At 68.5% G+C, this 24,384-nt stretch carries 28 protein-coding genes, 1 tRNA gene and 1 rRNA gene; 24 read left to right on the top strand and 6 right to left on the bottom strand.

Features of this window, described 5'->3' with window-relative positions:
• Positions 1-84: 84 nt before the first annotated feature.
• The 3 genes from rrf (at position 85) to C6I20_RS11980 (ending at position 1,939) form a co-directional block, all read left to right on the top strand.
• A 5S ribosomal RNA gene (rrf, locus tag C6I20_RS11990) occupies positions 85-201 on the top strand.
• Between the two features lie 239 nt (positions 202-440).
• Positions 441-1,088 carry a hypothetical protein gene (locus C6I20_RS11985; RefSeq protein WP_118396175.1) on the top strand — a complete coding sequence of 216 codons (648 nt, stop codon included), beginning with the start codon at positions 441-443 and terminating at the stop codon, positions 1,086-1,088.
• Positions 1,088-1,939 carry a MazG family protein gene (locus tag C6I20_RS11980; RefSeq protein WP_118396174.1) on the top strand — a complete coding sequence of 284 codons (852 nt, stop codon included), beginning with the start codon at positions 1,088-1,090 and terminating at the stop codon, positions 1,937-1,939. The genes C6I20_RS11985 and C6I20_RS11980 overlap by 1 nt, the downstream gene beginning before the upstream one ends.
• On the opposite strand, the gene C6I20_RS11975 is transcribed toward C6I20_RS11980, so the two are convergent.
• Positions 1,936-2,577 (bottom strand): hypothetical protein, encoded by a 642-nt coding sequence (locus C6I20_RS11975; protein ID WP_162891294.1) that lies wholly within the window; start codon positions 2,575-2,577, stop codon positions 1,936-1,938. The two genes, C6I20_RS11980 and C6I20_RS11975, sit on opposite strands and share 4 nt — an antisense overlap.
• 148 nt (positions 2,578-2,725) lie before the next feature.
• Between C6I20_RS11975 and eno the strand changes: the two genes are divergently transcribed.
• From eno to C6I20_RS11935, 8 genes are all read left to right on the top strand, one after another.
• A complete protein-coding gene (gene eno / locus C6I20_RS11970; RefSeq protein WP_118396172.1) occupies positions 2,726-4,003 on the top strand; it encodes a phosphopyruvate hydratase in 1,278 nt (425 codons plus the stop codon).
• A gap of 5 nt (positions 4,004-4,008) precedes the next feature.
• Complete coding sequence (locus tag C6I20_RS11965; protein WP_118396171.1) at positions 4,009-4,629, top strand: septum formation initiator family protein; 621 nt, start codon at positions 4,009-4,011, stop codon at positions 4,627-4,629.
• 7 nt (positions 4,630-4,636) lie between these two features.
• Positions 4,637-5,131 (top strand): DUF501 domain-containing protein, encoded by a 495-nt coding sequence (locus tag C6I20_RS11960; protein ID WP_118396170.1) that lies wholly within the window; start codon positions 4,637-4,639, stop codon positions 5,129-5,131.
• Between the two features lie 94 nt (positions 5,132-5,225).
• Complete coding sequence (locus C6I20_RS11955) at positions 5,226-6,152, top strand: Ppx/GppA phosphatase family protein (protein WP_118396169.1); 927 nt, start codon at positions 5,226-5,228, stop codon at positions 6,150-6,152.
• A gap of 56 nt (positions 6,153-6,208) precedes the next feature.
• Positions 6,209-7,132 (top strand): NAD(P)-dependent oxidoreductase, encoded by a 924-nt coding sequence (locus C6I20_RS11950; protein ID WP_118396168.1) that lies wholly within the window; start codon positions 6,209-6,211, stop codon positions 7,130-7,132.
• Positions 7,133-7,149: 17 nt separating this feature from the next.
• Positions 7,150-8,385, top strand: a complete 1,236-nt coding sequence (locus C6I20_RS11945; protein WP_118396167.1) for an alpha-hydroxy acid oxidase — start codon at positions 7,150-7,152, stop codon at positions 8,383-8,385.
• A 52-nt stretch (positions 8,386-8,437) separates the two neighbouring features.
• Positions 8,438-8,511, top strand: a tRNA-Leu gene (locus tag C6I20_RS11940).
• A 294-nt stretch (positions 8,512-8,805) separates the two neighbouring features.
• A complete protein-coding gene (locus C6I20_RS11935) occupies positions 8,806-9,786 on the top strand; it encodes an aldo/keto reductase (RefSeq protein WP_118396166.1) in 981 nt (326 codons plus the stop codon).
• Here the strand turns inward: C6I20_RS11935 and C6I20_RS11930 are convergent.
• On the bottom strand, positions 9,757-10,377 hold the full coding sequence (locus C6I20_RS11930) for a TetR/AcrR family transcriptional regulator (RefSeq protein ID WP_118396165.1): 621 nt from the start codon (positions 10,375-10,377) through the stop codon (positions 9,757-9,759). The two genes, C6I20_RS11935 and C6I20_RS11930, sit on opposite strands and share 30 nt — an antisense overlap.
• Before the next feature lie 47 nt (positions 10,378-10,424).
• Between C6I20_RS11930 and C6I20_RS11925 the strand changes: the two genes are divergently transcribed.
• From C6I20_RS11925 to C6I20_RS11910, 4 genes are all read left to right on the top strand, one after another.
• Entirely contained in the window at positions 10,425-12,794 is a 2,370-nt protein-coding gene (locus C6I20_RS11925) for an acetyl-CoA acetyltransferase (RefSeq protein WP_118398874.1), read from the top strand.
• 61 nt (positions 12,795-12,855) lie between these two features.
• The gene (locus C6I20_RS11920) at positions 12,856-13,152 is read left to right on the top strand and encodes a putative quinol monooxygenase (RefSeq protein WP_216822880.1); all 297 of its coding nucleotides are present in this window, start codon (positions 12,856-12,858) and stop codon (positions 13,150-13,152) included.
• 100 nt (positions 13,153-13,252) lie between these two features.
• Complete coding sequence (locus tag C6I20_RS11915) at positions 13,253-13,576, top strand: hypothetical protein (RefSeq protein ID WP_118396164.1); 324 nt, start codon at positions 13,253-13,255, stop codon at positions 13,574-13,576.
• Positions 13,573-14,028 (top strand): GNAT family N-acetyltransferase, encoded by a 456-nt coding sequence (locus C6I20_RS11910; protein ID WP_118396163.1) that lies wholly within the window; start codon positions 13,573-13,575, stop codon positions 14,026-14,028. Before C6I20_RS11915 ends, C6I20_RS11910 begins: the two co-directional genes overlap by 4 nt.
• A 21-nt stretch (positions 14,029-14,049) precedes the next feature.
• Here C6I20_RS11910 and C6I20_RS11905 read toward each other — a convergent pair whose 3' ends face one another.
• Together C6I20_RS11905 and trmB are read right to left on the bottom strand one after the other, a co-directional pair.
• Complete coding sequence (locus C6I20_RS11905; protein WP_118396162.1) at positions 14,050-14,436, bottom strand: DUF3052 family protein; 387 nt, start codon at positions 14,434-14,436, stop codon at positions 14,050-14,052.
• Between the two features lie 9 nt (positions 14,437-14,445).
• On the bottom strand, positions 14,446-15,156 hold the full coding sequence (trmB, locus tag C6I20_RS11900) for a tRNA (guanosine(46)-N7)-methyltransferase TrmB (RefSeq protein WP_118396161.1): 711 nt from the start codon (positions 15,154-15,156) through the stop codon (positions 14,446-14,448).
• An 18-nt stretch (positions 15,157-15,174) separates the two neighbouring features.
• Here trmB and C6I20_RS11895 point away from each other — a divergent pair, with 18 nt between their 5' ends.
• From C6I20_RS11895 to C6I20_RS11875, 5 genes are all read left to right on the top strand, one after another.
• A complete protein-coding gene (locus C6I20_RS11895) occupies positions 15,175-15,546 on the top strand; it encodes a DinB family protein (RefSeq protein ID WP_216822879.1) in 372 nt (123 codons plus the stop codon).
• Entirely contained in the window at positions 15,543-16,100 is a 558-nt protein-coding gene (locus C6I20_RS11890; RefSeq protein WP_118396160.1) for a molybdenum cofactor guanylyltransferase, read from the top strand. Before C6I20_RS11895 ends, C6I20_RS11890 begins: the two co-directional genes overlap by 4 nt.
• Complete coding sequence (locus C6I20_RS17145; RefSeq protein ID WP_162891293.1) at positions 16,093-16,347, top strand: DUF6457 domain-containing protein; 255 nt, start codon at positions 16,093-16,095, stop codon at positions 16,345-16,347. The genes C6I20_RS11890 and C6I20_RS17145 overlap by 8 nt, the downstream gene beginning before the upstream one ends.
• Entirely contained in the window at positions 16,348-17,175 is an 828-nt protein-coding gene (fdhD, locus tag C6I20_RS11880) for a formate dehydrogenase accessory sulfurtransferase FdhD (RefSeq protein ID WP_118396159.1), read from the top strand.
• Between the two features lie 160 nt (positions 17,176-17,335).
• Positions 17,336-18,175: a Bax inhibitor-1/YccA family protein gene (locus C6I20_RS11875; protein WP_118396158.1), complete on the top strand. Its 840-nt coding sequence runs from the start codon at positions 17,336-17,338 to the stop codon at positions 18,173-18,175.
• A gap of 93 nt (positions 18,176-18,268) precedes the next feature.
• Here C6I20_RS11875 and C6I20_RS11870 read toward each other — a convergent pair whose 3' ends face one another.
• Complete coding sequence (locus C6I20_RS11870; protein WP_118396157.1) at positions 18,269-19,195, bottom strand: SGNH/GDSL hydrolase family protein; 927 nt, start codon at positions 19,193-19,195, stop codon at positions 18,269-18,271.
• Positions 19,196-19,280: 85 nt separating this feature from the next.
• On the opposite strand from C6I20_RS11870, the gene C6I20_RS11865 reads away from it, so the two are divergent.
• From C6I20_RS11865 to C6I20_RS11850, 4 genes are all read left to right on the top strand, one after another.
• Positions 19,281-19,967, top strand: a complete 687-nt coding sequence (locus C6I20_RS11865) for a tyrosine-protein phosphatase (RefSeq protein WP_162891292.1) — start codon at positions 19,281-19,283, stop codon at positions 19,965-19,967.
• Positions 19,964-20,884: a pirin family protein gene (locus C6I20_RS11860; RefSeq protein WP_118396156.1), complete on the top strand. Its 921-nt coding sequence runs from the start codon at positions 19,964-19,966 to the stop codon at positions 20,882-20,884. The genes C6I20_RS11865 and C6I20_RS11860 overlap by 4 nt, the downstream gene beginning before the upstream one ends.
• Positions 20,885-20,963: 79 nt before the next feature.
• Entirely contained in the window at positions 20,964-22,859 is a 1,896-nt protein-coding gene (locus C6I20_RS11855) for an ABC transporter ATP-binding protein (RefSeq protein ID WP_118396155.1), read from the top strand.
• Between the two features lie 64 nt (positions 22,860-22,923).
• Entirely contained in the window at positions 22,924-23,742 is an 819-nt protein-coding gene (locus C6I20_RS11850; RefSeq protein WP_118396154.1) for an SDR family oxidoreductase, read from the top strand.
• Here the strand turns inward: C6I20_RS11850 and C6I20_RS11845 are convergent.
• Positions 23,739-24,362, bottom strand: a complete 624-nt coding sequence (locus C6I20_RS11845; RefSeq protein WP_162891291.1) for a TetR/AcrR family transcriptional regulator — start codon at positions 24,360-24,362, stop codon at positions 23,739-23,741. The two genes, C6I20_RS11850 and C6I20_RS11845, sit on opposite strands and share 4 nt — an antisense overlap.
• Positions 24,363-24,384 lie beyond the last annotated feature (22 nt).

Genomic DNA, 24,384 nt, shown 5'->3' with positions numbered 1-24,384 from the left:
GTCCACTGTGAGGTTCCCGAGATATGTTTCGGGAACCGGAAAGCCCGCAAGGGCTCCAAGGTTTTGTTGATATCTCAATAGAGTTTCGGCGACCATGGCGAAAGGGAAACACCCGGTAACATTCCGAACCCGGAAGTTAAGCCTTTCAGCGCCGATGGTACTGCACGGGAGACTGTGTGGGAGAGTAGGACGTCGCCGGACAAATTTTGCGCGAGGCCGCTCCCTAACGGGAGCGGCCTTGCTGCATTTTTGAGCAAGACGGAATGGCCGGTATCGGTGACCTCGTGTCGCTGGTGCCGGTCATTCTTGCGTTCGCTCCATTCGACTGAGGCCATCCGCGCCCGTCGAACAGCGCAGCTATCCGTCGTTGCCCACTCGCGGTTCTCGGTCCTGCCGGGTCTGTCGTGGGCTGCGGAGCAGAGCGTGGGTAATCTGTGTCCATGCTGACCCGTGCACGCGCTGCCGTCCTGACCCTTACCGCCCTGACCCTGTCTGCCTGCAGCGCAGTGCACCCGGGCGACGCCGCCGTGGTGGCCGGCGAGTCGATCTCCATGAAGAGCCTCAACCAGACCGCCGCAATCTATTGCACGCTGACCTTGCGCTCGGCCGAGGCCCAGGGTGGCGCAGCGCCGGACAATGCCGAGCTCCGGCGTCAGGCGATCACCTCGTTGGTGTCGGTGGTCATCGCTCGTCGGCTCGCCGCGGATGCGGGCGTGACGCCGAGGCCGAGCGACTACGAGCTGACGGGCGCCCAGAAGGATCAGATCGCCACGGCGTTCCCCAAGGGTGACCTTGATCAGATCAACGCAGCCATCGAGGACAGCCAGGAGATTTCGGTCATCTCGATCGCGCTCGGTGCGGACAGCACCGGCCAGGCACGCACCGAGGCCAACGAGGCAGAGCTGGCCCAAGCGGGACGGGCCCAGATCAACGCGGCGTACGCCGACAACGACGTGAAGTTCGCTCCACGCTTCGGTCTGAGCAGCACCACGAAGCAGATCGCCTCGACCGGTTCGATCTCGGTTGCGCCGGCCGATCTCGCTGCTCCCCAGCCCACTGACCTCCCCGCTGCCCAACGCTGTTCCTGATGCAGATCGTCGTCATCAGCCCACGGGTCGCTCCGGGAATCTTGACGCTGCAGGCGTGGGACGTGCTGCGTGCCGCGGGCGCGGTGCGCGCGTCGGTCGACGATCCGCACGTACGCGCCATCGTGTCGTCCGGGATCCCGGTCGAGATCGCGGAGCGTCCGTCGTACGAGGCGGACACAGTGTGGATCGCCCCAACCGGCGATGCGGCCTGGGCCCGCACGATGGCTGATGACCTGATGGCTGGTGACGCCCCCGCGGTCGAGGTGATCTTCGGGTCGTACGACCTGCCCGGGTCGGCCCTGCTCGACGTCGTGGAGGTCATGGACCGGTTGCGTCGCGAGTGCCCCTGGACCGCACAGCAGTCGCACGACTCGCTGAGCCACTATCTGCTCGAGGAGGCGCACGAGACCCTCGAGGCTCTGGACAGCGGCGACGGCGACCATCTGCGCGAGGAGCTCGGCGACCTGCTGATGCAGATCGTGTTCCACGCCCGTATCGCGGCGGAGGGCGAAGGGTGGGACATCGACGACGTCGCCGCTGGGATCGCGGCCAAGCTGGTCAGCCGCAACCCGCACGTCTTCGGCGACGTCACAGTCTCGAGCGCCGAGGAGGTCGATGCCAACTGGCAGCGGCTCAAGGCCATCGAGAAGCAGCGGACGTCGGCGTTCGAAGGCGTCCCGGCGAGCCTTCCCGCGCTCGCGTACGCCGACAAGGTGATAGGTCGACTCGGGACGATCGACGTGACCGGTGAGGATCTCGGCTCACGGCTGCTCGCGCTCGTGACCGAGGCGCGCGGCGAGGGTCGGGACGCCGAAGAGGTGCTTCGCCAGGCCGTGCGCCTACTGGGCTAGCCGCAGTCGCTGCCGGCGACGCCCGTGCCGCGGATCAGCAGGTTGACCGCGCCCTTGGTGGTGCCGCTGAGCCCGAGCGAGGACGTCCTGACGAGGGGGATCCCGTGGTGCGCCTCCGAGTAGTCCTCGTCTTGACAGGTGGATATCGGCGCCCTGTAGGCGAGCTCGAACCGGCGGGCCATCGAGGCATGCCCGCGGACGTCTTGGTCGATCGAGAAGATCGCGCTCCCGGTCGCATCGTCATCTCGTTCCGGCGCGGTGTCGGACTCCAGATCGCGGCTGACCATCACGAGATGTCCCCGCGAAGGACCCGGCGTGAGCTCCGGGAACTCCATCGTGTCGACGTGGACCGCACGTGACCCGGTGTTGACGATGACGATCGTCAGGCTGCACTTCGTGCCTGGTTCCGCGGTGAGCTCGAACGCCGGCGTCGGCACCCCGTCGTCATTGATGCCGCCAAGGATGTCGTACGTGACCGGGACGTCACCGCAGGTCAACGACTTGGGGACTGCGACGATGGCCCCGCGGGCCGTCGCGGCGAGCACGATCCATCCGACGACAGCGACGACCACGAGCGCCGTGGCAGCGAGCATCATCGGTCTGGTACGTCGTCGGCGGGATGCCGCAGCGGTCGTCACGTGACGCATGCTGCCACAGCCGGCCTGTGGCAGCCATCACGGCTGCGTGAGTCCAGCTCGCGGGTCCCGCGGGCGAGGCGTTCATGGGCGTGGGGGCAACGGGACTAGGCTGTCCGTGCAGGTCCGTTTACTCACGAGGAGCAGTCTCTTGGCACGCATCGACGCCGTCGGCGCACGGGAAATTCTAGATTCGCGGGGCAACCCGACCGTCGAGGTGGAGGTCGCCCTCGACGATGGCACGATCGCTCGCGCCGCGGTCCCATCGGGCGCCTCCACGGGCGCGTTCGAGGCCGTCGAGCTCCGTGATGGAGGCAAGCGCTATCTCGGCAAGGGCGTGCTCAAGGCCGTCGCCGGGGTCAACGACAAGATCGGGCCAGCTCTTGTCGGCTTCGACGCCGACGATCAGCGTGCGATCGACCTCGCGATGATCGACCTCGATGGCACTCACAACAAGGCCAAGCTCGGCGCCAACGCAATCCTCGGTGTCTCGCTCGCTGCGGCGAAGGCGGCGGCCGAGTCAGCCAAGTTGCCGCTGTTCCGCTATGTGGGCGGACCCAACGCCCACGTCCTGCCGGTCCCGATGATGAACATCCTCAACGGCGGCTCGCACGCCGACTCCAATGTCGACATTCAGGAGTTCATGATCGCGCCGATCGGCGCGAGCACGTTCTCCGAGGCGCTGCGGCAGGGTGCCGAGGTCTACCACGCGCTCAAGTCCGTGCTCAACAAGCGGGGTCTGTCGACGGGCCTGGGCGACGAGGGTGGCTTCGCCCCCAACCTTGACTCCAACCGCGCTGCGCTCGAGCTCATCACGGTCGCCGTCGAGGCCGCTGGCCTCAAGGTCGGCACCGACATCGCGTTCGCGCTCGACGTCGCCGCCTCGGAGTTCTTCACCGACGGCACATACGCGTTCGAGGGGGAGCAGAAGACCGCCGAGGAGATGTCGGCGTACTACGCCCAGCTCGCGGCCGACTTCCCGATCGTCTCGATCGAGGATCCGCTCGACGAGGACGACTGGGCCGGCTGGACGACGCTGACCCAGATGATCGGCGACGCGGTCCAGGTCGTCGGGGACGACCTGTTCGTCACGAACGTCGAGCGGCTGACCCGGGGCATCGACGAGGCCGCGGCCAATGCGCTGCTGGTCAAGGTCAACCAGATCGGCTCGCTGACCGAGACGCTCGACTCGGTCGACCTGGCCCACCGGCACGGTTTTGCCTGCATGATGAGCCACCGCTCGGGCGAGACCGAGGACACCACCATCGCCGACCTCGCCGTCGCGACCAACTGCGGTCAGATCAAGACCGGTGCGCCGGCTCGCTCCGACCGGGTCGCGAAGTACAACCAGCTGCTGCGCATCGAGGAGGCCCTCGGGTCGTCCGCGAGCTACGCCGGCGCCTCCGCCTTCCCGCGGCTGGCGCTCTAGGGACCATGGCACAGCGTTCTCCACGCGGCCCCGGACGGAAGCCGCCCGATCGCGGGCGACGGCCGTCCGGGCAGCGTGGCGGACGCCCCGCGCCGCGCCCGCGCGCGCCCAAGAAGCCGGTCTCCAAGGCGGGCACAGGTCCCCAGCTCACGACGCGTGCGATCGTCCTGCTCTCGGTCGTCCTGCTCCTGGTCGCGTCCTACACCTCGACGCTGCACGCCTGGTGGGATCAGCGCGGCGACATCCAGGCCACCAAGGCCGAGATCGTTATGAAGAAGCAGCAAATCGTCGCGCTCGAGGACCAGAAGACGCGTTGGGACGATCCCGCCTACGTCAAGCAGCAGGCCAAGCAGCGTTTCGGCTGGGTCACCCCCGGGGAGGTCGGCTATCGGGTGATCGGCAGCGACGGGACCGTCAAGGGTGATGTGCCGACGCTCGACGCGCCACCTGTCGCTGCCTCGACGCAGTGGTACGACAAGCTGTGGGGCAGCGTCAAGGAGTCAAGGGTGATGTGCCGACGCTCGACGCGCCAACGCAGTGGTACGACAAGCTGTGGGGCAGCGTCAAGGAGTCAGGCAAGACGCCCAAGGCCAGCAAGCCGACGACAGATCCGAACAAGGTGCTGAAGAACAAATGACGGTCCCCCAAGCAGACCTCGACGCGGTCGCCGAGCAGCTCGGCCGACCTCCCCGCGGCATCCTCGAAGTGATGTCGCGTTGCCCGTCGGGCCACCCCAACGTCGTCAAGACCGAGCCGCGGCTCGACGACGGCACGCCATTCCCGACCATGTTCTACCTGACCTGCGACCGCCTCGCCGCCGAGATCGGCACGTTGGAGGCTTCGGGACTGATGCGCGAGATGACCGAACGGATCGCGGAGGACCCGGTCCTGGCCGAGGCGTACGAGAAGGCGCACGTCGCCTACCTCGCCGAGCGGGAAGCCATCGGCCACGTCCCCGAGATCGACGGCATCACCGCTGGTGGCATGCCGACCCGGGTCAAGTGCCTGCACGTCCTGGTGGGTCACTCGTTGGCCAAGGGGCCCGGGGTCAACCCGCTGGGCGACGAGGCGCTGGAGCTGCTGGGCGACTGGTGGACCGGCAATGCCTGTGGTGCCGTCACGGACTAAGGGGCTGGTATTCCACCTATGGCCGCCCCGCCGCGCCGTGACGCGTGTCGAGGCGGAGTGACGCCCGGAAGACGCGGCTCGATACCCTCGACGAATGCCTGAGCATCCTGCGCGTGTGGCCGTGATCGACTGCGGGACCAACTCGATCCGCCTGCTGATCAGCGACATCGCGGACGGCAGCAAGACCGATCTGCTGCGGGAGATGCGCATCGTGCGCCTGGGTCAGGACGTTGATCGCACGCATCACCTGGCCGAGGAGGCCATCGAGCGCGCGGTCCAGGCGACCCGTGAGTTTGCCGCGATGATCGAGATGTTCGAAGCCACGCAGGTCCGCTTCTGCGCTACCTCGGCTGTTCGCGATGCCGACAACGCGGCGGTCTTCGAGGATGCGATCGAGGGGATCCTCGGCGTACGCCCGATCGTCCTGGCGGGCCTCGACGAGGCGCGCGCCTCGTTCCTCGGAGCAACTCGCGACCTGGAGGTCGAGCGCACTCTGGTGATCGACATCGGCGGTGGGTCGACCGAGATCGTCGTCGGCACGGGGGAGGACGTCGAGTGGTCGGTCTCGCTCGACATCGGCTCGGTGCGGTTGACGGAGCGCTTCCTGACCAGCGACCCGGCTTCGGTGGCAGAGGTCATCGCCTGCATGAACCACGTCGACAGTGTGCTTGCGCCGATCGTCTCCCAGATCGATCCGGTCGCCTCATTCGTCGGCGTGGCCGGGACCGTGACGACGGTCGCGGCCCACTCGCTGGCACTCCCCTCGTACGACTCGGCGACGATCCATGGCGCCCGGATGTCGATCGGCGACGTCCGCGCGGCCTGTCTGTCGTTGGTCCAGATGTCCGTCGCGGACCGTCGCGCCCTACCGTTCATGCACCCGGGTCGCGCCGACGTCATCGGCGCCGGTGCGCTGATTCTCGACCGGCTGGCCGAGCTGCTGCCACTGGCGACCGATACCCTGGTCGTCAGCGAGCACGACATCCTCGACGGCATCGCCTGGGACATGGTCAGCACCTGAGCACGACGCACGACCCGAGCCGTTGCCGTGCACCACCAGGTGTCGGAGGATAAAGCATGATCGACTTCACCACGGCGCCTCTTCGCGTGACAGTCCCTGACGAGGGCTGGCTCGAGCGCCTCGCCGCCATCGACTCTCGGGTCGAGCTCGAAGTCTGGGACGTCGCCCAGCCCCAGCCGGACGGCCACGTCGCCCTCGCGGTGAGCACGTACCGCAACGCCACGGATGGCCTCGAGCGGATCGACCCGCAGCGACTCGGCGTCCTGCAGCTGCAGACCCTCGGCTTCGACGGGGTCGAGGCCGCGCTGCCCGCCGGCATCACCTGCTGCAACGCAATCGGTGTGCACGAGGGCTCCACCGCGGAACTCGCGGTCGCCCTGCTGCTTGCCTCGCAGCGAGAGATCGATGCCTTTGCCCGCGAACGCCCGCAGTGGAACCGACGCCTGACCGCGAGTCTGCTGGACCGACGGATCATGCTGCTCGGCCACGGCGGCATCGGCGGCGAAATCGAGAAGCGCCTGACCGGATTCGATGCCGAGCTCGTAAGGGTCGCAGGCCACCGACGGGCGGACGGTCGCGGGACCGTGCACGGTTCAGACGAGCTTGCCGGGCTGCTGCCCAGGGTTGATGCGGTCGTCGTCGCGGTCCCGCTTTCCGAGACAACCGAGGGCATGATCGACGACGCGTTCCTGAGCGCGTTGCCCGATGGCGCGGTCGTGGTCAATGTGTCGCGCGGCAAGATCACCGACACAGACGCGGTCGTGCGGCAGGCAGGTCGCATCCGCTACGCCACCGATGTGACTGATCCCGAGCCGCTGCCGCCCGATCATCCCTTGTGGACGACCCCGGGCGTCCTCGTCTCACCGCACGTCGGTGGCATGTCGACAGCGATGCGGCCGCGGATCGAGGGGGTCGTCCGCCACCAGATCCATCGCTTGCTCGCCGGCCTGGAACCCGACTCCGTCGTCATCTCCGCGTAGGACCCGAAAGGACCACCATGGCCCAGCGCCGCCGCTTCCCCCGTCCACGGGACTTCCTGCCGCTGCTGAAGTTCAAGACCCCGACCTTCAACCCGACCCGCCGCCGGCTCGGCCAGGCGCTCACGATCGACGACCTGCGGACGATCGCCAAGCGACGCACCCCCAGGGCGGCCTTCGACTACACCGACGGTGCCGCGGACGCCGAGTTGTCGCTGGCCCGCGCCCGCCACGCATTCGAGGACATCACGTTCCACCCGGCGATCCTGCGCGACGTGTCGGTCGTGGACACGTCGGTCGAGGTGCTGGGGGTGCGCTCGGCCCTCCCGTTCGGCATCGCGCCGACCGGGTTCACCCGGATGATGCAGTCCGAGGGTGAGATTGCCGGAGCGACTGCTGCCGAGGCGGCCGGCATCCCGTACTCGTTGTCCACGATGGCCACGACCGCGATCGAGGATGTCGCGGCTTCGGCGCCGAACGGCCGCAACTGGTTCCAGCTCTACATGTGGAAGGACCGGGAGCGGTCGATGGCGCTGGTCGACCGCGCCGCCAAGGCCGGCTTCGACACGTTGCTCGTCACGGTGGACGTGCCGGTCGCCGGTGCGCGGCTGCGCGATGTCCGCAACGGCATGACGATCCCGCCGACGCTGTCACCGCGGACCGTGCTCAACGCGATCCCGCGGCCCGCGTGGTGGTTCAACTTCCTGACGACCGAGCCGCTGGCGTTCGCCTCGCTCGACACGTGGTCCGGGACGGTGGCCGAGCTGCTGGACACGATGTTCGACCCCACCGTCACGTTCGACGACCTGGCCTGGATCAAGGACCAGTGGCACGGCAAGGTCATCGTCAAGGGCGTCCAGAGTGTTCCCGACGCGGTCAAGCTCGCAGAGATGGGCGTGGACGCAGTGCTGCTGTCCAATCATGGCGGCCGCCAGCTCGACCGGGCACCCATCCCGTTCCATCTCCTGCCGGACGTCAAGCAGGCGGTCGGCGACTCGGTCGAGATCCATCTGGACACCGGGATCATGTCGGGCCAGGACATCGTCGCGGCGCTGGCGAGGGGGGCGGACTTCACGCTGATCGGCCGCGCGTACCTCTACGGGCTGATGGCTGGCGGCCGCCGCGGCGTCGACCGGACCATCGAGATCCTGACCAAGGACATCGAGCGCACGATGCGCCTCCTGGGAGTCACCAGCGTTGCCGAGCTCGAGCCCGGCCATGTGACCCAGCTCCAGCGGCTGGCTCCGCGCGGCTGAACCCGAGCGGTACGTGTCACCCACCGGTGCGGCGTGACTAGGCTGGCGCTGCGCTCCCGTAGCCCAATCGGCAGAGGCAGATGGCTTAAACCCGTCACAGTGTGGGTTCGACCCCCACCGGGAGCACCGACCAGAGGGCGGCTCGCGATGCGCCCGAATATGTGGCGGTGAGTCTTTTGCCCATCCTCGCGGGAGCGGTGAGCTGGTCGTGCATCAGACCTCGGATGGGCGAATGACGCACCGCTCGACGGACGGTCGAGGAGCGGAATGGCCCCACCGAACTCGAACGACCCATGCAGACGCCCCACATCCGGTCGGCGTGGGTCCTTGGCAGCGAGCTCGACGCAGCTCCTGCGATCTACCCGCTGACGCCTGTTGCGGCATAGGTTGATCCGGAGCACATCTCGAAGGGGGAACGTCATGGACGCACGCGTACTGGGCCGCACCGGACGAAAGGTCTCGGTCGTGGGCCTGGGCACCTGGCAGCTCGGCGCCGACTGGGGCGAGGTCGACCACGACCAGGCCATGGCAGTGCTCGACACCGCGGTCGCGGGTGGCGTGACCTTCTTCGACACGGCCGATGTCTACGGCGACGGACGCAGCGAGCAGCTGATCGGGGAGTTTCTCCGCGACCGACCCGATCTCGACATCTTCGTGGCCACCAAGATGGGGCGCCGGGCCGGGCAGGACCCCGCCCACTTCATGCTCGACAACTTCCGTTGGTGGACTGATCGATCCCGCGCCAACCTCGGGGTCGAGACGCTTGACCTGGTCCAGCTGCACTGCCCGCCGACACCCGTTTTTTCCGACGACGCGGTGTACGACGCGCTCGACCTGCTCGTGCAGGAGGGTGCCATCGCCGCGTACGGAGTGAGCGTCGAGACCGTCGACGAGGCGTTGACAGCGATCGCCCGGCCGAATGTCGCGAGCGTCCAGATCATCGTCAACGCGTTTCGGCTCAAGCCGCTCGACGAGGTGCTGCCCGCGGCCCGCGAGGCCGGTGTCGGCGTTATCGCGCGGGTACCTCTGGCCTCGGGGCTGCTGTCGGGGCGCTACACGACCAGCACGACCTTCGCGCCGGACGACCACCGGTCGTACAACCGGTACGGCGAGGCATTCGACGTCGGCGAGACCTTCTCGGGCGTCGACTTCGCGACCGGGGTCGCCGCGGCCCAGGAGCTTGCGGACGCGGTCCCCGACGGGGTGCGTCCCGCGCAGGCTGCGGTCGCGTGGATCCTCGCTCAGGACGGAATCACGGCGGCAATTCCCGGTGCCCGCAACGTCGCCCAGGCGCGGTCCAACAGCGAGGCCGCCGATGTCGCGCTGCCCGAGGGCTTCGACTCGACGGTCCGCGACATCTACGACCGCCGGTTACGTGAGGCGATTCACCCGCGCTGGTAGCGATGCGGCGGCTAGGACGAAGTCGGCCAGCGCGCAGGCGTAGTCGTCGATGTCGGACTCGCTGTGCAGCGACAGCTCGTCGGGCGTGACCAGCGCGTGCATCAGCGCCGCACCGAAGAGGGTGTCCAGGAGCAGGGTGACCGATGCGTCGGCAGCGAGCTCGCCGCGGGCGATTCCGCGGCGTACCGTCGCCCGCGCCGTACGGACCTGGGACTCGCGCCACGCCTCCCACGTCGGTCGCAGCTCGGGTGTCATCGGAGCCTCCGTCGTCATCCGCAGTGCCGCATTCTTGAGGTCGCCGACGTAGTAGCCGACGTGGTGCCGCGCCAAGGTCTCGAGATCTCCGCGCAGCGATCCGCTGTCGACCTCGTCGACGCGGATCAGCGTGGCGACGAGAGCATCGGTGAGCAGGGACTTCTTGTCACTCCACCGCAGGTAGATCGATGCCTTGCCGACCCCTGCCTCGCGGGCCACCGCGTCGATACTGAACCCGGCCCATCCCTGCCGGCCGTAGACCCGACAGGCCGCGCGCTCGACCCGGTGCTCCATCCCGGGGTCGCGGGGACGTCCCAGCGTTGCGCCGTGTGCCATTGACCTCTCCCTGATACTGAACGGTAACCGTCAGTATAGTGATCCGCATGCCTTCTCTCGCAGGTCTGGACCCTCGTACGCCCGTCATCGTCGGAGTGGGCCAGTGCGCCGAACAGGTCAACGACCCTGACTACCGCGGCATGTCGGCGGTCGATCTCGCGGCCCGGGCCGCGGCGAACGCCCTCGCCGACGCCGCCGGCACCGGGATCGCTGCCGCGATCGACACGATCGCCGCGATCCGGCAGTTCGAGATCTCCACCCCCATCGGCCACGCGCCACTGGGTCGCTCGACCAATGTCGCGCGATCCATCGCCCGGGCGATCGGTGCGGACCCGGCGAGGGCGATCCTCGAGGTCACCGGTGGGCAGGGTCCGCAGCACCTCGTCTCAGAGCTCGGTGACGAGATCGCCGCCGGCCGGGCCGAGGTCGTGCTCCTCGCCGGCTCCGAGGCGATCTCGACGGCTCGCCACCTGGCCGGCTCCGAGGGCGCGCCGGACTTCTCCGAGGACCCGGGCGGGACGGTCGAGGACCGTGGCTATGGGTTGCGCGGCATCGTGACCCTCCCGCAGGTGCGCCACGGGCTCACCGACGCGACGAGCCAGTACGCCCTGCTGGAGCACGCCCGGCGAGCAGCCCTCGGGCTGGACCGCGAGGCGTACGCCCACACGATGGGCGAGCTGTTCGCGCCATTCACCGATGTGGCGGCAGTCAATCCCCTTGCGGCGGCACCGACCAGCCGCACCGCCGATGAGCTCATGACGATCACGGACCGCAACCGCATGGTCGCCGATCCGTTCCCGCGCTTCGTGATCGCCCGTGACCAGGTCAACCAGGGTGCTGCCGTGCTCATGATGTCGGTCGGGGCCGCCCGCCGGCTCGGTGTGGTAGAGGACCGGTGGACCTTCGTGCACGGGCGAGCCGACACGGCCGAGCGCTCGATCATCGACCGCCCGGACCTCGGGGCGAGCCCGGCCGCGGTCCTGGCCGTGACGCATGCGCTCGAGGTCGCCGGGATCGGCATGGGCGACCTTGCGCACCTCGACCTCTACAGCTGCTACCCGATCGCGGTGTCCGCGGTCTGCGACGGTCTGGGGCTCGCGGCCGATGATCCACGTGGCCTGACCGTCACAGGCGGGCTGCCGTTCTTCGGCGGCGCGGGCAACAACTACTCGATGCACGCGATCGCAGAGATCGTGAACCGGGTCCGTCGCGATCCGGGGACGTATGGCCTGGTCGGCGCCAACGGCGGGATCCTGTCGAAGTACTCCGCGGGGATCTACGCGACTACCCCGACAGAGTGGCCGAAGGTCGACAACGCAGCGCTGCAGCAAACGCTGGATGTCCCGGAGTCCGCCCCTTCGGTGCCTGCGGCGGACGGCTGGGCGATCATCGAGACGTACACGGTGCAGCACGCCCGGGCCGGCGCGACCGGGATCGTCGTCGGACGCCTCGACGGCAGGCGGTTTCTGGCCACGACTGTGGCCGGCGACGACGATCTCGTGGCGGTCCTGACCGGCGCCGCTGAGCCGATCGGCGCGCGGATATACGCCCGGTCGTTCGGCTACGGCAACCGGGTGACCCTGACCCCGGAGCGGATGGACGAACTGCTGCCTCGCCCTGCGACGGGCCTGCGTGAGGACTACGAGCACGTCGCAGTACGCCGCGATGGCCACATCCTCGAGGTGACGCTGCAACGGCCGCAGGTGCGCAATGCCCTGCACGCCGCCGCGCACGTCGAGCTCGATGGCATCTTCGATGCGTACCTCGCAGATCCGGAACTCTGGGTCGCGATCATCACGGGCGCGGGCGACGACGCCTTCTGCGCCGGCAATGACCTGACCGCCACGACGACGGAGGGTGGCGGATTCCCCTGGTTCCCCAGCAGCGGTTTCGGCGGTCTGACCTCCCGGGAGGGCATGCACAAGCCTGTCATCGCGGCGGTCAACGGTGCTGCGATGGGCGGAGGGTTCGAGATCGTCCTGGCCTGTCAACTCGCGGTGGCCGACGAGTCCGCCCGGTTTGCCCTGCCCGAGGTCAAAGTTGGCCTGTTCGCGGCGGCGGGTGGCGTGGTGCGACTGCCCAGGGCGATCCCGACGAAGATCGCGCACGACATGATCCTCACGGGTCGAGCCATCCCCGCGGCGGAAGCGCTCCGTCTCGGGCTGGTCAGCCGGGTTGTGCCGGACGGCGGCGCGCTCGCTGCGGCACGTGAGCTCGCCGCCGAGATCGTGGCGGTGTCACCGACCTCGGTGCGGCTGTCGCTGGAGGTCATCGAGCAGACGCGCGGCGTCGCGGACGACGTGGCCGCCGCTCGGAAGGAGACCGACGCGATGGACCAGCTCCTGGTCAGCGAGGACACGCTCGAGGGCGTCATGGCCTTCGCCGAGAAGCGCACGCCGCAGTGGAAGAACCGCTGACCGCGCTGCGCTTTGGGCCCACTCGGCCTATCGTGGCGAGACATCCACCATCGGAGGAATCATGAGCGTCCAGGTCGTTGCCGTCATCACTGCCAAGCCGGGATCGGAGGACGCCGTCCGCGCGGCCATGCAGGGGCTCGTGGCGCCGACCCGTGAAGAGGCGGGCTGCCTCGCGTACGACCTCTCGGAGTCCACCGCGGCGCCGGGCACGTTCGTCACGATCGAGCAGTGGAGCGATCCGTCCGACCTCGACTCCCACATGCAGACGCCGCACATCCAGTCGGCGCTCGCGGTGCTGGGCACCGAGCTGTCCGCTCCGCCGGCGATCCACCCGCTGACGCCGCTGGTCGTCGGTTAGGGACGTCGCGAGGCGCCGCCCCAGCAGACGGACGGTCTTGCCGGGTGATCACGGACGCTGCGTCCGACCACGCAGTAGGCTGACGCCCAGCGAGGTGAGGATGGACGCAGAAGCCCGATTCGACGAGATCCTGGACGAGCTGGCGCCGCGCGGCGTGCTGCCAGGTGCGCTGTTCGGATCACGTTCCCTGACGTACGAGGGGGGGGTGGTCGCGAGCTTCGGTCGCGACCGCCTGGCGATCAAGCTCGGTGCCGACACCGCTGCGTACGCCGAAGCGCTGGCGCTCACGGGAGCACAGCCGTTCGATCCGTCCGGCAAGGGACGTCCGATGAAGGACTGGGTCGTCGTGCCCGCCGAGCACGCCGCCGAGTGGCAACGGCTCGCCGAGGCCGGCCTGGACGCAATGCTGGGCGGCTCCGGATGATCCTGTCGTCGCCAGACCCCGCAGCCGATCCGTATCTGGCAGCAGCCCTGTTGCGCCTGCAGCGGACCTCCTACGCGATGGAGGCCGCACTGATCGGCGATGACCGCATTCCGCCGCTGCAGGAGGACGAGATAGGTCTGACGGCGTGGCGCGGTCGCTGGGTCACGGCGTGGGACGGCGTGCGGCTCGTCGGTGCCATCGCGTGGTGGGAGTCCGTCGACGTGGTCGAGATCCAGAAGGTCATGGTGAGCCCGTCGGCGATGCGGCGGGGCATCGCCAGCACCCTGCTGGGCCGTGTCCTCGAAGCAGCATCGAGTCGTCCGGTCGTGGCTGCGACGGGTCGGGCGAACGCGCCGGCCGTCTCGCTGTACGGCAAGCACGGCTTCCGAGCCCAGGGTGACGAGCAGGTCCCGCCGGGCATCTGGATCACGCGGTTCCGGCACGCTGCCTAGTACCTGCAGGAGCAGGGCGAGTCAGGACTGCTGGATCCGCATCGCGGCCCAGGTCTCGTCGAGGGCGATGCTCTCGATGGCCTCCCAGCCGTACTCCGACAGCAGCGACTGCAGGGTCTCCTCGTCGAGGTCGGAGTGGCCGTGCAGCGGGTAGGCGATCCAGACGACCGGGATCGAGCCCAGCTGGGGGAGCACCTCGTCGAAGTCGTCGGCCAGCGCCGTGCGGTTGTCGGTGACCATGATCGCGGCATCGACGCTCTCGGGCCGCTCCTCGTCGCGGACCTCGATCGTGACGGCCCCTTCGGGCAACGGATCCAGCAGCGAGGTCTCCTCGACCGTGGCGCCGACGACCCAGACGACGAATCCGTCGGAGATGTGGAGCTTCTCGGCGTTGCTGGTCTCGATCATCGGTCCATCCTAGGCGGACCGGCGGATGGCTTCGACGTCGCGAATCGTCCGACCAACGCTCAGGCCTTTGTTCTCGAACCGGGTCAGCGGGCGACCTTCGAAACGCGGTGACCACTCGCCTCCGTCGAAGTCCGGCGAGGCGTCGACGACCGAGCGGATCTGCTCGGCGTACTCCTCCCAGTCGGTCGCCAGCCGCCATGCGCCGCCGGGCTCGAGGACCCGTGCGGCCAGCTCGGCGAAGGAGGCCGTCACGAGCCGGCGCTTGTTGTGGCGCTTCTTGTGCCACGGATCGGGGGACCACACCCGTAGCTCGTGGACGGACGCCGGCGGCAGCATCGTGGTGAGGGCCTCGGCGGCGTTCACGACGAGCAGGCGCACGTTCGTGACGCCGCGGTGCCGCATCGTCACGAGGGTCTGTGCGACGCCCGGCACGTAGACCTCGAGGGCCAGGAAGTCGACCTCCGGCTGCTCTGCGGCGGCATGCACCAGCGCCTCGCCGCGGCCACTGCCGATCTCCACCACCAGGGGTGCGCTGCGTCCGAACGCTGCCCGGGTGTCGAGGACGTAGGCGGGGTCGACCGAGGTGTTGGTCCCGAGCCGTGGGACATCCAGGACGTGTTTCTCGGCTAGTGCGTCCCATGCGGCCTGTTGGCGGTCGCTGAGTCGCCCGCCGCGGCGGGCGAAGGAGACCGGCTCGGTCCGGTATGTCGGGGCTTCCACTCGCGCTAGCGTAGACGCGTGAACATCGAGCCCGACAGCAAGGACTGGACCTGGGTGCTCGACGCGACCTGCCCCGAGTGCGGACTTGTCGCCGCAGACGTCCCGCCGGGCGAGATTGCCGGGCGGGTGCGGGAGAGCCTGCCGCGCTGGTCCGGGGTCCTGTCCCGTGCCGATGCCCGCGTCCGTCCGCACCCGAGCACATGGTCCCCGGCGGAGTACGCCGGCCACGTGCGTGACGTCCACGCTCTGTTCGTCGAGCGCACGCAGCTGATGCTCGACAGAGACGCTCCGCAGTTCTCCGACTGGGACCAGTCAGCGCAGCGACGGCTCGCGGTTCGCCGCGGCCACGCTCGCGCAGTACTACCTGCACGGCGTCGGCGGCTGACATGACGTGGGACGCGATCGTGCTGGCCGGCGGGCGAGGTTCGCGCCTGGGCGGGGTCGACAAGGCGACGTTGGAGATCGCGGGGGAGACGCTGTTGGCCCGTACTCTGCGGGCGGTTGCCGGCGCCGACCGGGTCATCGTCGTGGGAGACGCTCGGGCGCCCGGTGCGATCGTCGTGCAGGAGGAGCCCCGATTCGCCGGCCCGGCTGCGGCGATCGGAGCGGGACTGGGCAAGGTGCGCGCGCCGTACGTCCTGGTCGTCGCGTGCGACCAGCCCTTCCTGGGCGATGTGGTCGAGACCCTGGTCGGCGCGGCTGCGGATGACGGCGTCGTCGCGATCGACCAGGACGGACGAAGGCAATACCTGATGAGCGTGCTCGACACGGCTGCACTGCGCGCGGCGATCGCCGCGCAGCCGACCCTGACCGACCTGTCAGTCCGCGCGCTGCTGGCGCCGCTGACGCTGGTCGAGATCGCGGTGCCCGCTGGAGCGGCGCTCGACATCGACACGTGGCACGATCGTGACAAGGCGCTCGAGCAAGGAGGACACGATGGCTGAGATCTCCCTCGAGGACTGGATGGCGACTGTTGCCGCCGAGCTCGGCATCAACGAGCTCGACCTCGATCCCGAGCTGGTCCTCGACCTGGCGGCCGTGGCGGCGCACGCGGTCATCCGCCCGGCGGCCCCGCTGACGACGTTCGTGGCGGGCCTGGCGGCAGGCCTGGCGGGTGGGTCCGAGGCGGACCTGCGCGACGCGATCGACGCTGCGACCGCGTTGTGCGAACGGGTCGGGGAGGGGTCCTGAGTGGCTGGTCGACTCACCCGGCGCACCAAGGTCACCCGCTACGCCGCTGACGGTTCCGCGACGATCCGTGAAGACGCGCTGGCAGTCGAGGAGCCGCTCGAGATCAGGGTCAACGGCACCTCGCTGTCGGTCACGATGCGCTCGCCGGGCGATGACTTCGACCTGGTCGCGGGGTTCTTGGTTTCCGAGGGGGTGATCTGGTCGGCCGATCAACTGGTCTCGATGCGGTTCTGTGCCGGCACCGACGACGACGGGTTGCAGACCTTCAACGTCATCGATGCCGAGCTGAGCGCGGACACGCCGCCACCGGACGTGTCGCTCGAGCGGCACGTGTTGACCTCGAGCTCGTGCGGCATCTGCGGCACTGCCTCGATCGATGCGGTGCACAAGGCCGCCCACTTCGGTCACCTCGACGACGACTCGACGTGGAGTCACGAGCTGCTCGGCTTGCTGCCGGACCGTCTCCGCGAGGGCCAGAAGGTGTTCGACCGCACCGGCGGCGTGCATGCGGCGGGTCTGTTCGACACCTCCGGCAATCTCGTGTGCCTCCGCGAGGACGTCGGCCGGCACAACGCGGTCGACAAGGTCGTCGGCTGGGCGCTGCGCGAAGGTCGGCTGCCGCTGGGAGGCACGACGTTGCAGGTCTCGGGGCGCACCTCGTTCGAGCTCGTCCAGAAGGCGCACATGGCTGGCATCCCGGTCCTTGCCGCGGTCTCGGCCCCGTCCTCGCTCGCTGCCGAGCATGCCGGCTCGGCCGGCATGACGTTGTTGGGCTTCAGCCGCGGCGGGGCGTTCAACGCGTACACCGGCACGCACCGCATCTCCTGACGGGACGGCGCAGGGCCAGCAGGCGTCCTTCTGCGCTGGTCAGCGCCGAAAAGGTTGCCAAACCCAACGACTGAGACGGGATCAAACCGGAGCGCTGACGCGTTGGATAGGGTGAAGACACTACGACTCCATCTGAGAGCCGACTCCCACGGAGGGAATCATGAAGAGCAGCAACCCCGTCTTCGCCCGCAGCGCCGAGTTCAACGGCCGCGGCGGCGCGATCGCCAACGACCCGTCCCAGTGGCAGGTTGACCTCAACGGCTCGCCCACGCACACCGAGCGCGGCAGCGGCCGCATGACGATGGACACGGTCGTCGAGAAGACCGCCATCACGCTCGGCCTGCTGGTCCTGTCAGCCGCCGTGACGTGGTTCCTGATCGGGGACCTCAACGACGGTGACATCACCAAGGCCAACGCAGCCCAGGGCACGGCGTACACCTTCGCGATGGGTGGCGCCCTGATCGGCTTCGTCCTGGCGATGGTCAACTCGTTCAAGAAGGTCGTCAGCCCGGCGCTCGTCATCGCGTACGCGCTGGTCGAAGGTGTCTTCATCGGCGCCTTCTCCAAGGTCATCGCCTCGTACGTCGGTGAGCCGTCGATCGTGTTCCAGGCCGTGCTCGGCACGGTCCTGGCGTTCGCGGGCACGCTCGCCGCCTACCGGTTCTTCGACATCCAGGTCACGCCGAAGTTCCGCCGGGTCGTCATGATCGCCGGATTCACGGTGGTCGGCGTGCTGGTCCTCAACTGGATCCTCAGCCTGACCGGCGTGTTCGAGAGCGGCGGACTCCGCGGCTTCAACACGCTAGGCCTGCTGGTCTCCTGCGCGCTCGTCGTCCTCGCGATCTTCTTCCTGATCCTGGACTTCGACTACATCGAGAAGGGCGTCGCGGCCGGCATCCCCGAGCGGGAGTCGTGGCGTGCAGCGTTCGGTCTCACGGTCACCCTGGTGTGGCTGTACATCGAGATCCTGCGCATCCTCGCCATCCTGCGTGGCGACTGATCCTCACCCGTTCGACATGACGATGGCCGGCTCCTCGGAGCCGGCCATCGTTGCGTTCGGCGCATCGTGATCACGCCGGATGTGGCCCTCTGGTCAGGAGACGCGACGCCGCCGAAGCACCGAGGCGAACCGGCCGCCCGCGCCCGCATCACGGACGACCTGGGTGCCGGGGTACCGGATCGAGACCGCAGCTGCATCGGCGACCGAGGTCAGGTCGCCCGGGTGGCCCGCATACTCGACCACGACCTGCTGCTGTCTCAGCGACGCCGAGACTGCGGGGATCAGGACCGAGACCACATTGGCGTAGCCGGTCTCGGACGGATGGAACTCATCGGCGCCGAACATCACGTCGCGCTTCTCGGTGAACAGGGTGCCCAGCAGATCGCCGAGCGAGACTGCGCGGCCACCGGCCTCGACGACCGCGATGGTCTGCTTGCGCGCCAAGGCGCGGCTCATCCAGCGGGCGATCGTGCGCAGCGGCTGGAGAATCGGTTGCACCGTGCCCAGGTCCGGGCAGGTGCCGACCACGACCGCACAGTCCTCGGCGACAAGTCGACGCACGACCTCGGCGAGCATCCGGGCCGACGCTCGGGGAGTCACCTGGTGGGTCACGTCGTTGGTGCCGACGATGATGACCGTGACGGCGGGGCGCCAGTCGGGATCGAGATCGATCTGACCGATCAGGTCCGAGGTCTGGGCGCCGACGACCGCGCGGCACTGCACCTCGACCGGGGCGTCCATGACGTGTGCGAGTCCCAGCCCGATCATGCCCGAGGGGGTCGCATCGGCCCGGTCGACTCCGTACCCGACCGCGGCCGAGTCGCCGAGCACCAGGACCCGGATGGGGTCTCCCGGAAGGTCATCGCCGTAGAGGCCGTCGGGCGATGGCGGCCGGTCGTCCGTGGTGCCGATCGAGCGGCGTGCGAGCAGGGCCTCACCGACGAGGAAACCGTAGAAGCCCGTCAGCGTCGCACCTCCACCGATCAAGGTCTTCTTCGCGATCTTGCGGGAGCGGGGCACGCGGTCACTTTACGTGGACCGGTGGAACGATTCATGTCAGATCCGTGGGCGGGAGTGTGTCCTTGCTTGCGTCTATGGTGTGGGCGTGCCAGAACTCGTCCCCAATCTCCGTGACGTCGGTGGAGTCGTGACCGTCGATGGCAACCGCGTGCTTGCTGGTCGGGTGCTGCGCAGCGCGGTGCCCTCCCACCTGGATCACGCACCCCCGGAGATCGTGTGGCCTCCATCGCTCGTGCTCGACCTGCGATCGCCCGGTGAGTCCGAGCAGATCCATCCCCTGGCCGGCACTGGCGCCCGCATCGTCAACCTGCCGCTGCTCAGCGCCCTCCGCCCCGACGCAGGCCCCGTGCTGGACTTGGCCGGGCTCTACCTGTTGCTGCTCGACCACGCGGCACTGCACCTCGTCGAGCTCGTTCGGGAGGTCGGGCTGGCTCCAGGCGCGACGCTGATCCACTGTGCGGCCGGCAAGGACCGCACGGGCGTCTCGGTGGCCCTGGTCCTGAGGCTTGTTGGCGTGTCCCGCGAGGACATCGTGGCGGACTACCTCCAGACCCTCCACGCCGAGCGGGCCATCACGACCCGGCTCCGTACGGCTCCGGGGCATCAGCACCGCGCAACGCTGCCGCCGGAGTTCATGACCGTGCCGGTCGAGGCGATCGACGGTGTCCTCGACGCGTGGGACGCCCATGACGACGGTGTGCACGGTTGGTTCCGCACGATCGGCGGCAGCGACGCGGTCGTCGAGCAGCTGCGACGTACGCTTCTCGCATGACCTTGCGCGACCTTTCGCTGGACGCCCGAGAGGTGCCCCTGGGTGGGCTCCGGGGAGTCACGGTGCATCGCACGTTGCCGCATCGAGGCCTGCCGACCGTCGGACCATGGTGCTTCGTCGATCACTTCGGACCCACGGCCGATCCGATGGCGGTGCTGCCGCACCCGCACACCGGGCTGCAGACCGTGACCTGGCCACTGGCCGGCGAGATCCGCCACCGCGACAGCCTGGGCAGCGATGTCGTCCTGCGGCCCGGCGAGCTCAACCTGATGACCTCCGGCCGTGGTGTCTCCCACTCGGAGTTCTCGGTCGGCGACCTCTCGGTGCCGATGCACGGGCTGCAGCTGTGGGTTGCGCTCCCGAGCAGCCAGCTTTCCGGCGAGGCCGGATTCGAGCATCACCCCGATCTGCCCCGCGCCGAGGGCCGCAACTGGTCGGCCACGGTCCTGATGGGCGAGGTCGAGGACGCGGTGTCGCCGGCCACGACGTACTCCCCGATGGTCGGCGCCGAGCTGCGGATCGTCGCGGGAGCAGCGACGATCCCGCTCCGCCCGGACTTCGAGCACGCGATCCTCGCGGTCGACGGCGAGGCGCTGGTGGCCGGCACCGAGATCATCCACCGCCAGATGCGTTATCTGGCTCCGGGCCGCACCGAGGTGCAGATCCACACGCCGGCCGCAACGACTCTGCTCCTGATCGGCGGCGTGCCATTCGAGGAGGATCTCGTGATGTGGTGGAACTTCATCGGGCGCTCGCACGAGGACATCGTCGACGCGCGCTCCCAGTGGGAAGCCGCCTCCGCACGTTTCGGCGAAGTCGCGGGTCACGACGGTCAGCGCATCCCGGCGCCGCCCATGCCAGAGGTCACACTACGGCCCAGACGACGCACGATCGACCGGCTCCCAGCGCCCGATTGACCTCGACCCTGCTTGAGGTTCTAGGTTTGTCGTGCCCCGGGTGGACACTTGGCAGGCCTAGTCGATCCAGGAGGACGCCATGAGCATGGACGTCACAGCGTGGACATCGCTCCATCGCGTCATGACCACCGAGACCGGACCGCAAAAGCTCACCAAGGAGACGCTGCTCCGCATCGGTTCGTTCGCTGCGCCCCACAAGCGGCAGCTGATCCAGTTCTTGATCCTGAGCGTGGTCTCGGCCTCGCTCGCTGTGGCCACACCTGTGCTCGCCGGCCGTGTCGTCAATGCGATCGTCGACGGCGACTCCCGGAGCACAGTGTTCGGCATCGCGGGCCTGATTGCCCTGATCGCGCTCGCGGACGCGGCGCTCGGCATCTGGACCCGCTGGTTGTCCGCGACGATCGGTGAGGGGCTGATCCTCGACCTCCGCACGACTGTCTTCGACCACGTCCAGCGGATGCCGATCGCCTTCTTCACCCGCACCCGCACCGGAGCGCTGGTCAGCCGGCTCAACAATGACGTCCTCGGCGCACAGCGCGCGTTCAGCGGCACACTGTCGGGTGTCGTCAGCAACGTCGTGATGCTGACGCTGACCCTCATCGTGATGCTCAGCATCTCGTGGCAGATCACGGCCGTGGCGCTGGTCTTGCTGCCGGTGTTTGTCGTACCGGCGAGGCGGATGGGCAGTCGCCTCGCGGCCCTGTCACGCGAGGCGGCCAACCACAATGCGGTCATGAGCACGCGCATGACCGAGCGCTTCTCCGCGCCGGGCGCGACGCTGGTCAAGCTCTACGGCCGGCCCGACGCGGAGTCGGTCGAGTTCGCTGCGCGAGCTCGTCGGGTACGCGACATCGGCATCCGGTCCGCGATGCTGCAGTCGGTGTTCGTCACCGCCCTGACCACGGTGTCGGCCCTTGCGCTCGCCGTGGTCTACGGCTTGGGCGGCTTCTACGCGCTCAAGGGCTCGCTCGACCCGGGGGCGGTCGTCTCACTGGCCTTGCTGCTGACTCGGCTCTACGCGCCGCTGACGGCGCTGGCCAGCGCGCGCGTCGAGATCATGAGTGCCGTGGTCAGCTTCGAGCGGGTCTTCGAGGTCCTCGACCTGCAGCCGTTGATCCGCGAGAAGGACGGCGCGGTCGAGGTGCCGGACGGCCCGGTCTCGGTCGACTTCTCCCACGTCACGTTTGCGTACCCTTCGGCCGACAAGGTCTCGCTGGCCTCGCTCGAGGAGGTCGCGATGCTCGACAACCGCGGCGGTGTCGACGTTCTGCACGACATATCGTTCCGGGTCGAGCCGGGCCAGATGGTCGCGCTGGTCGGCACCTCGGGTGCCGGCAAGTCCACGATCGCGAGCCTGATCCCGCGCCTGTACGACGTCGACTCCGGCAGCGTCAAGCTCGGCGGCGTCGACGTCCGTGACGTCTCGATGGCATCCTTGCGCGGCACCCTGGGCATGGCGACGCAGGACGGCCATCTGTTCCACGAATCGATCCGGGAGAACCTGCTGCTGGCGCGACCCGAGGCCAGCGACACCGAGCTGTGGAAGGCGCTGCGGGACGCCCGGCTCGATGACCTGGTCAGTGGCCTGTCCGATGGTCTCGACACCGTGGTCGGTGAGCGGGGCTACCGGTTGTCCGGCGGTGAGCGCCAACGACTCACGATCGCCCGGCTGCTGCTGGCTCAACCCCGGGTCGTCATCCTCGACGAGGCGACGGCGCACCTGGACTCCACCTCGGAGTCGGCAGTGCAGGAGGCCCTCGCGGTCGCGCTTGAGGGGCGCACCTCGGTCGTCATTGCGCACCGCTTGTCGACCGTCCGGGCCGCAGACCGCGTCCTGGTGGTCGAGGACGGTCGGATCGTGGAGCAGGGCACCCACAGCGAGCTGCTGGCGCTGGGCGGCCGCTACGAAGAGTTGCACCACACCCAGTTCGACCAGGGTCAGGCAGAAACGATCGATCAACCCACTGCTGGATAGTCGGATGATCTGCTAGCCTCGCGTTCGGATACTCTGGGTATCTGAATTGCGAGAGGACCCTCCCATGACCCACTTCACCGACAAGGTCGCCGTCGTCACCGGCGCCGCCTCCGGCATCGGCCGCGCGTTGTCCGTCGAGCTGGCCCGCAGGGGTGCGAAGCTCGCGATCTGCGATGTCGACCTGCACGGCCTGGCCGAGACGGAGGCCCTGGTCAGGGCCGCCGGCGCGGAGGTCAAGGCCGATCACCTCGACGTCGCCCAGCGTGAGCTCGTGCTGGCGTACGCCGATGGCGTCGCCGAGCACTTTGGCGGCGTCAACATGGTGTTCAACAACGCCGGGATCGCCTTCGTCGGCAATGTTGAGGAGATGTCCTTCAAGGATCTCGACCGGGTCATGGACGTTGACTTCTGGGGCGTCGTCAGCGGGACCAAGGCCTTCCTGCCGCACCTCATCGAGTCCGGTGACGGTCACATCGTCAACATTTCGAGCATCTTCGGGCTGTTCTCCGTGCCGACGCAGAGCGCGTACAACGCGGCGAAGTTCGCGGTGCGCGGATTCACCGAGTCGCTGCGCCAGGAGATGATCATCACCGGACGTCCGGTCAGGGTCACCTGTGTCCACCCCGGCGGCATCAAGACCAACATCGCCCGCAACGGCGGCGAGGTCGAGGGCCGCGATCACGATCAGCTCGCCACGTCGTTCGACAAGCTGGCTCGCACGTCGCCGGAGAAGGCCGCCAAGGTCATCCTCAAGGGTGTCGAGAAGAACAAGGCGCGCGTCCTGATCGGCAGCGACGCATGGGTGCTGGACAAGATCGTCCGGATCAGTGGACCGGGCTATGCGCGACTGACCGCGTCGTTCAGCAAGCGCAACGGCCTCTAGTCGCTCGGGGTCAGGCCGGCCAGTCCGGAGGGGCGGGAGCCCTCCGGCAGGGCCATCAGCGCACCCACCAGCGTCTGGGCGCACAGATCGCGGATCTCGTCGCGGGTTGCCTCCTGTGCGTCGAGCCACTGGTGACATGCACTTCGCATGAACTGCAGCCAGCTACGTACGGCGATCCGCATCAGCTCGGTAGATCGTCCGTTCGGCTCGACCACCGCGATGATGCGGTCGTGGTGGACCCGCAGGTCCTGCTCGATGATCTCCTGGATCTCCGGATCGGCCGATGCCGCGCCATGGAAGATCGCCTTGACGCCGAGCTTGTGGTCCTCGCAATAGTCGAGGTAGGTCTCGATGCCCTGCTTCAGCTGGTCGAGGACCGGCAGCGAAGGGTCGGTCACGGTGGTCTCGATCATGCGCCCGGACTCACGGCGGACCATCGCGGCGAAGAACGCCCGCTTGGTCGGGAAGTAGTGGTAGAGCAGGCCGCGGGAGACGCCAGCAACCTCGGAGAGCTCCTCGATGTGGACGTCCTCATAGGACCGGTCGGCGAACAGCTCGGCGCCCAGGTCGAGCAGCTGGTCCTGCCGGGCCTCACGGCTCATGCGGGTGCGGGTGGCCATGCTCGCCACACTACTTGACATC

The sequence above is a fragment of the Aeromicrobium sp. A1-2 genome (assembly GCF_003443875.1).
In the GTDB taxonomy this organism is placed as follows: domain Bacteria; phylum Actinomycetota; class Actinomycetes; order Propionibacteriales; family Nocardioidaceae; genus Aeromicrobium.
Note: the sequence above shows the minus strand (reverse complement) of the source record. Positions and strands in the feature narration are given on the sequence as shown.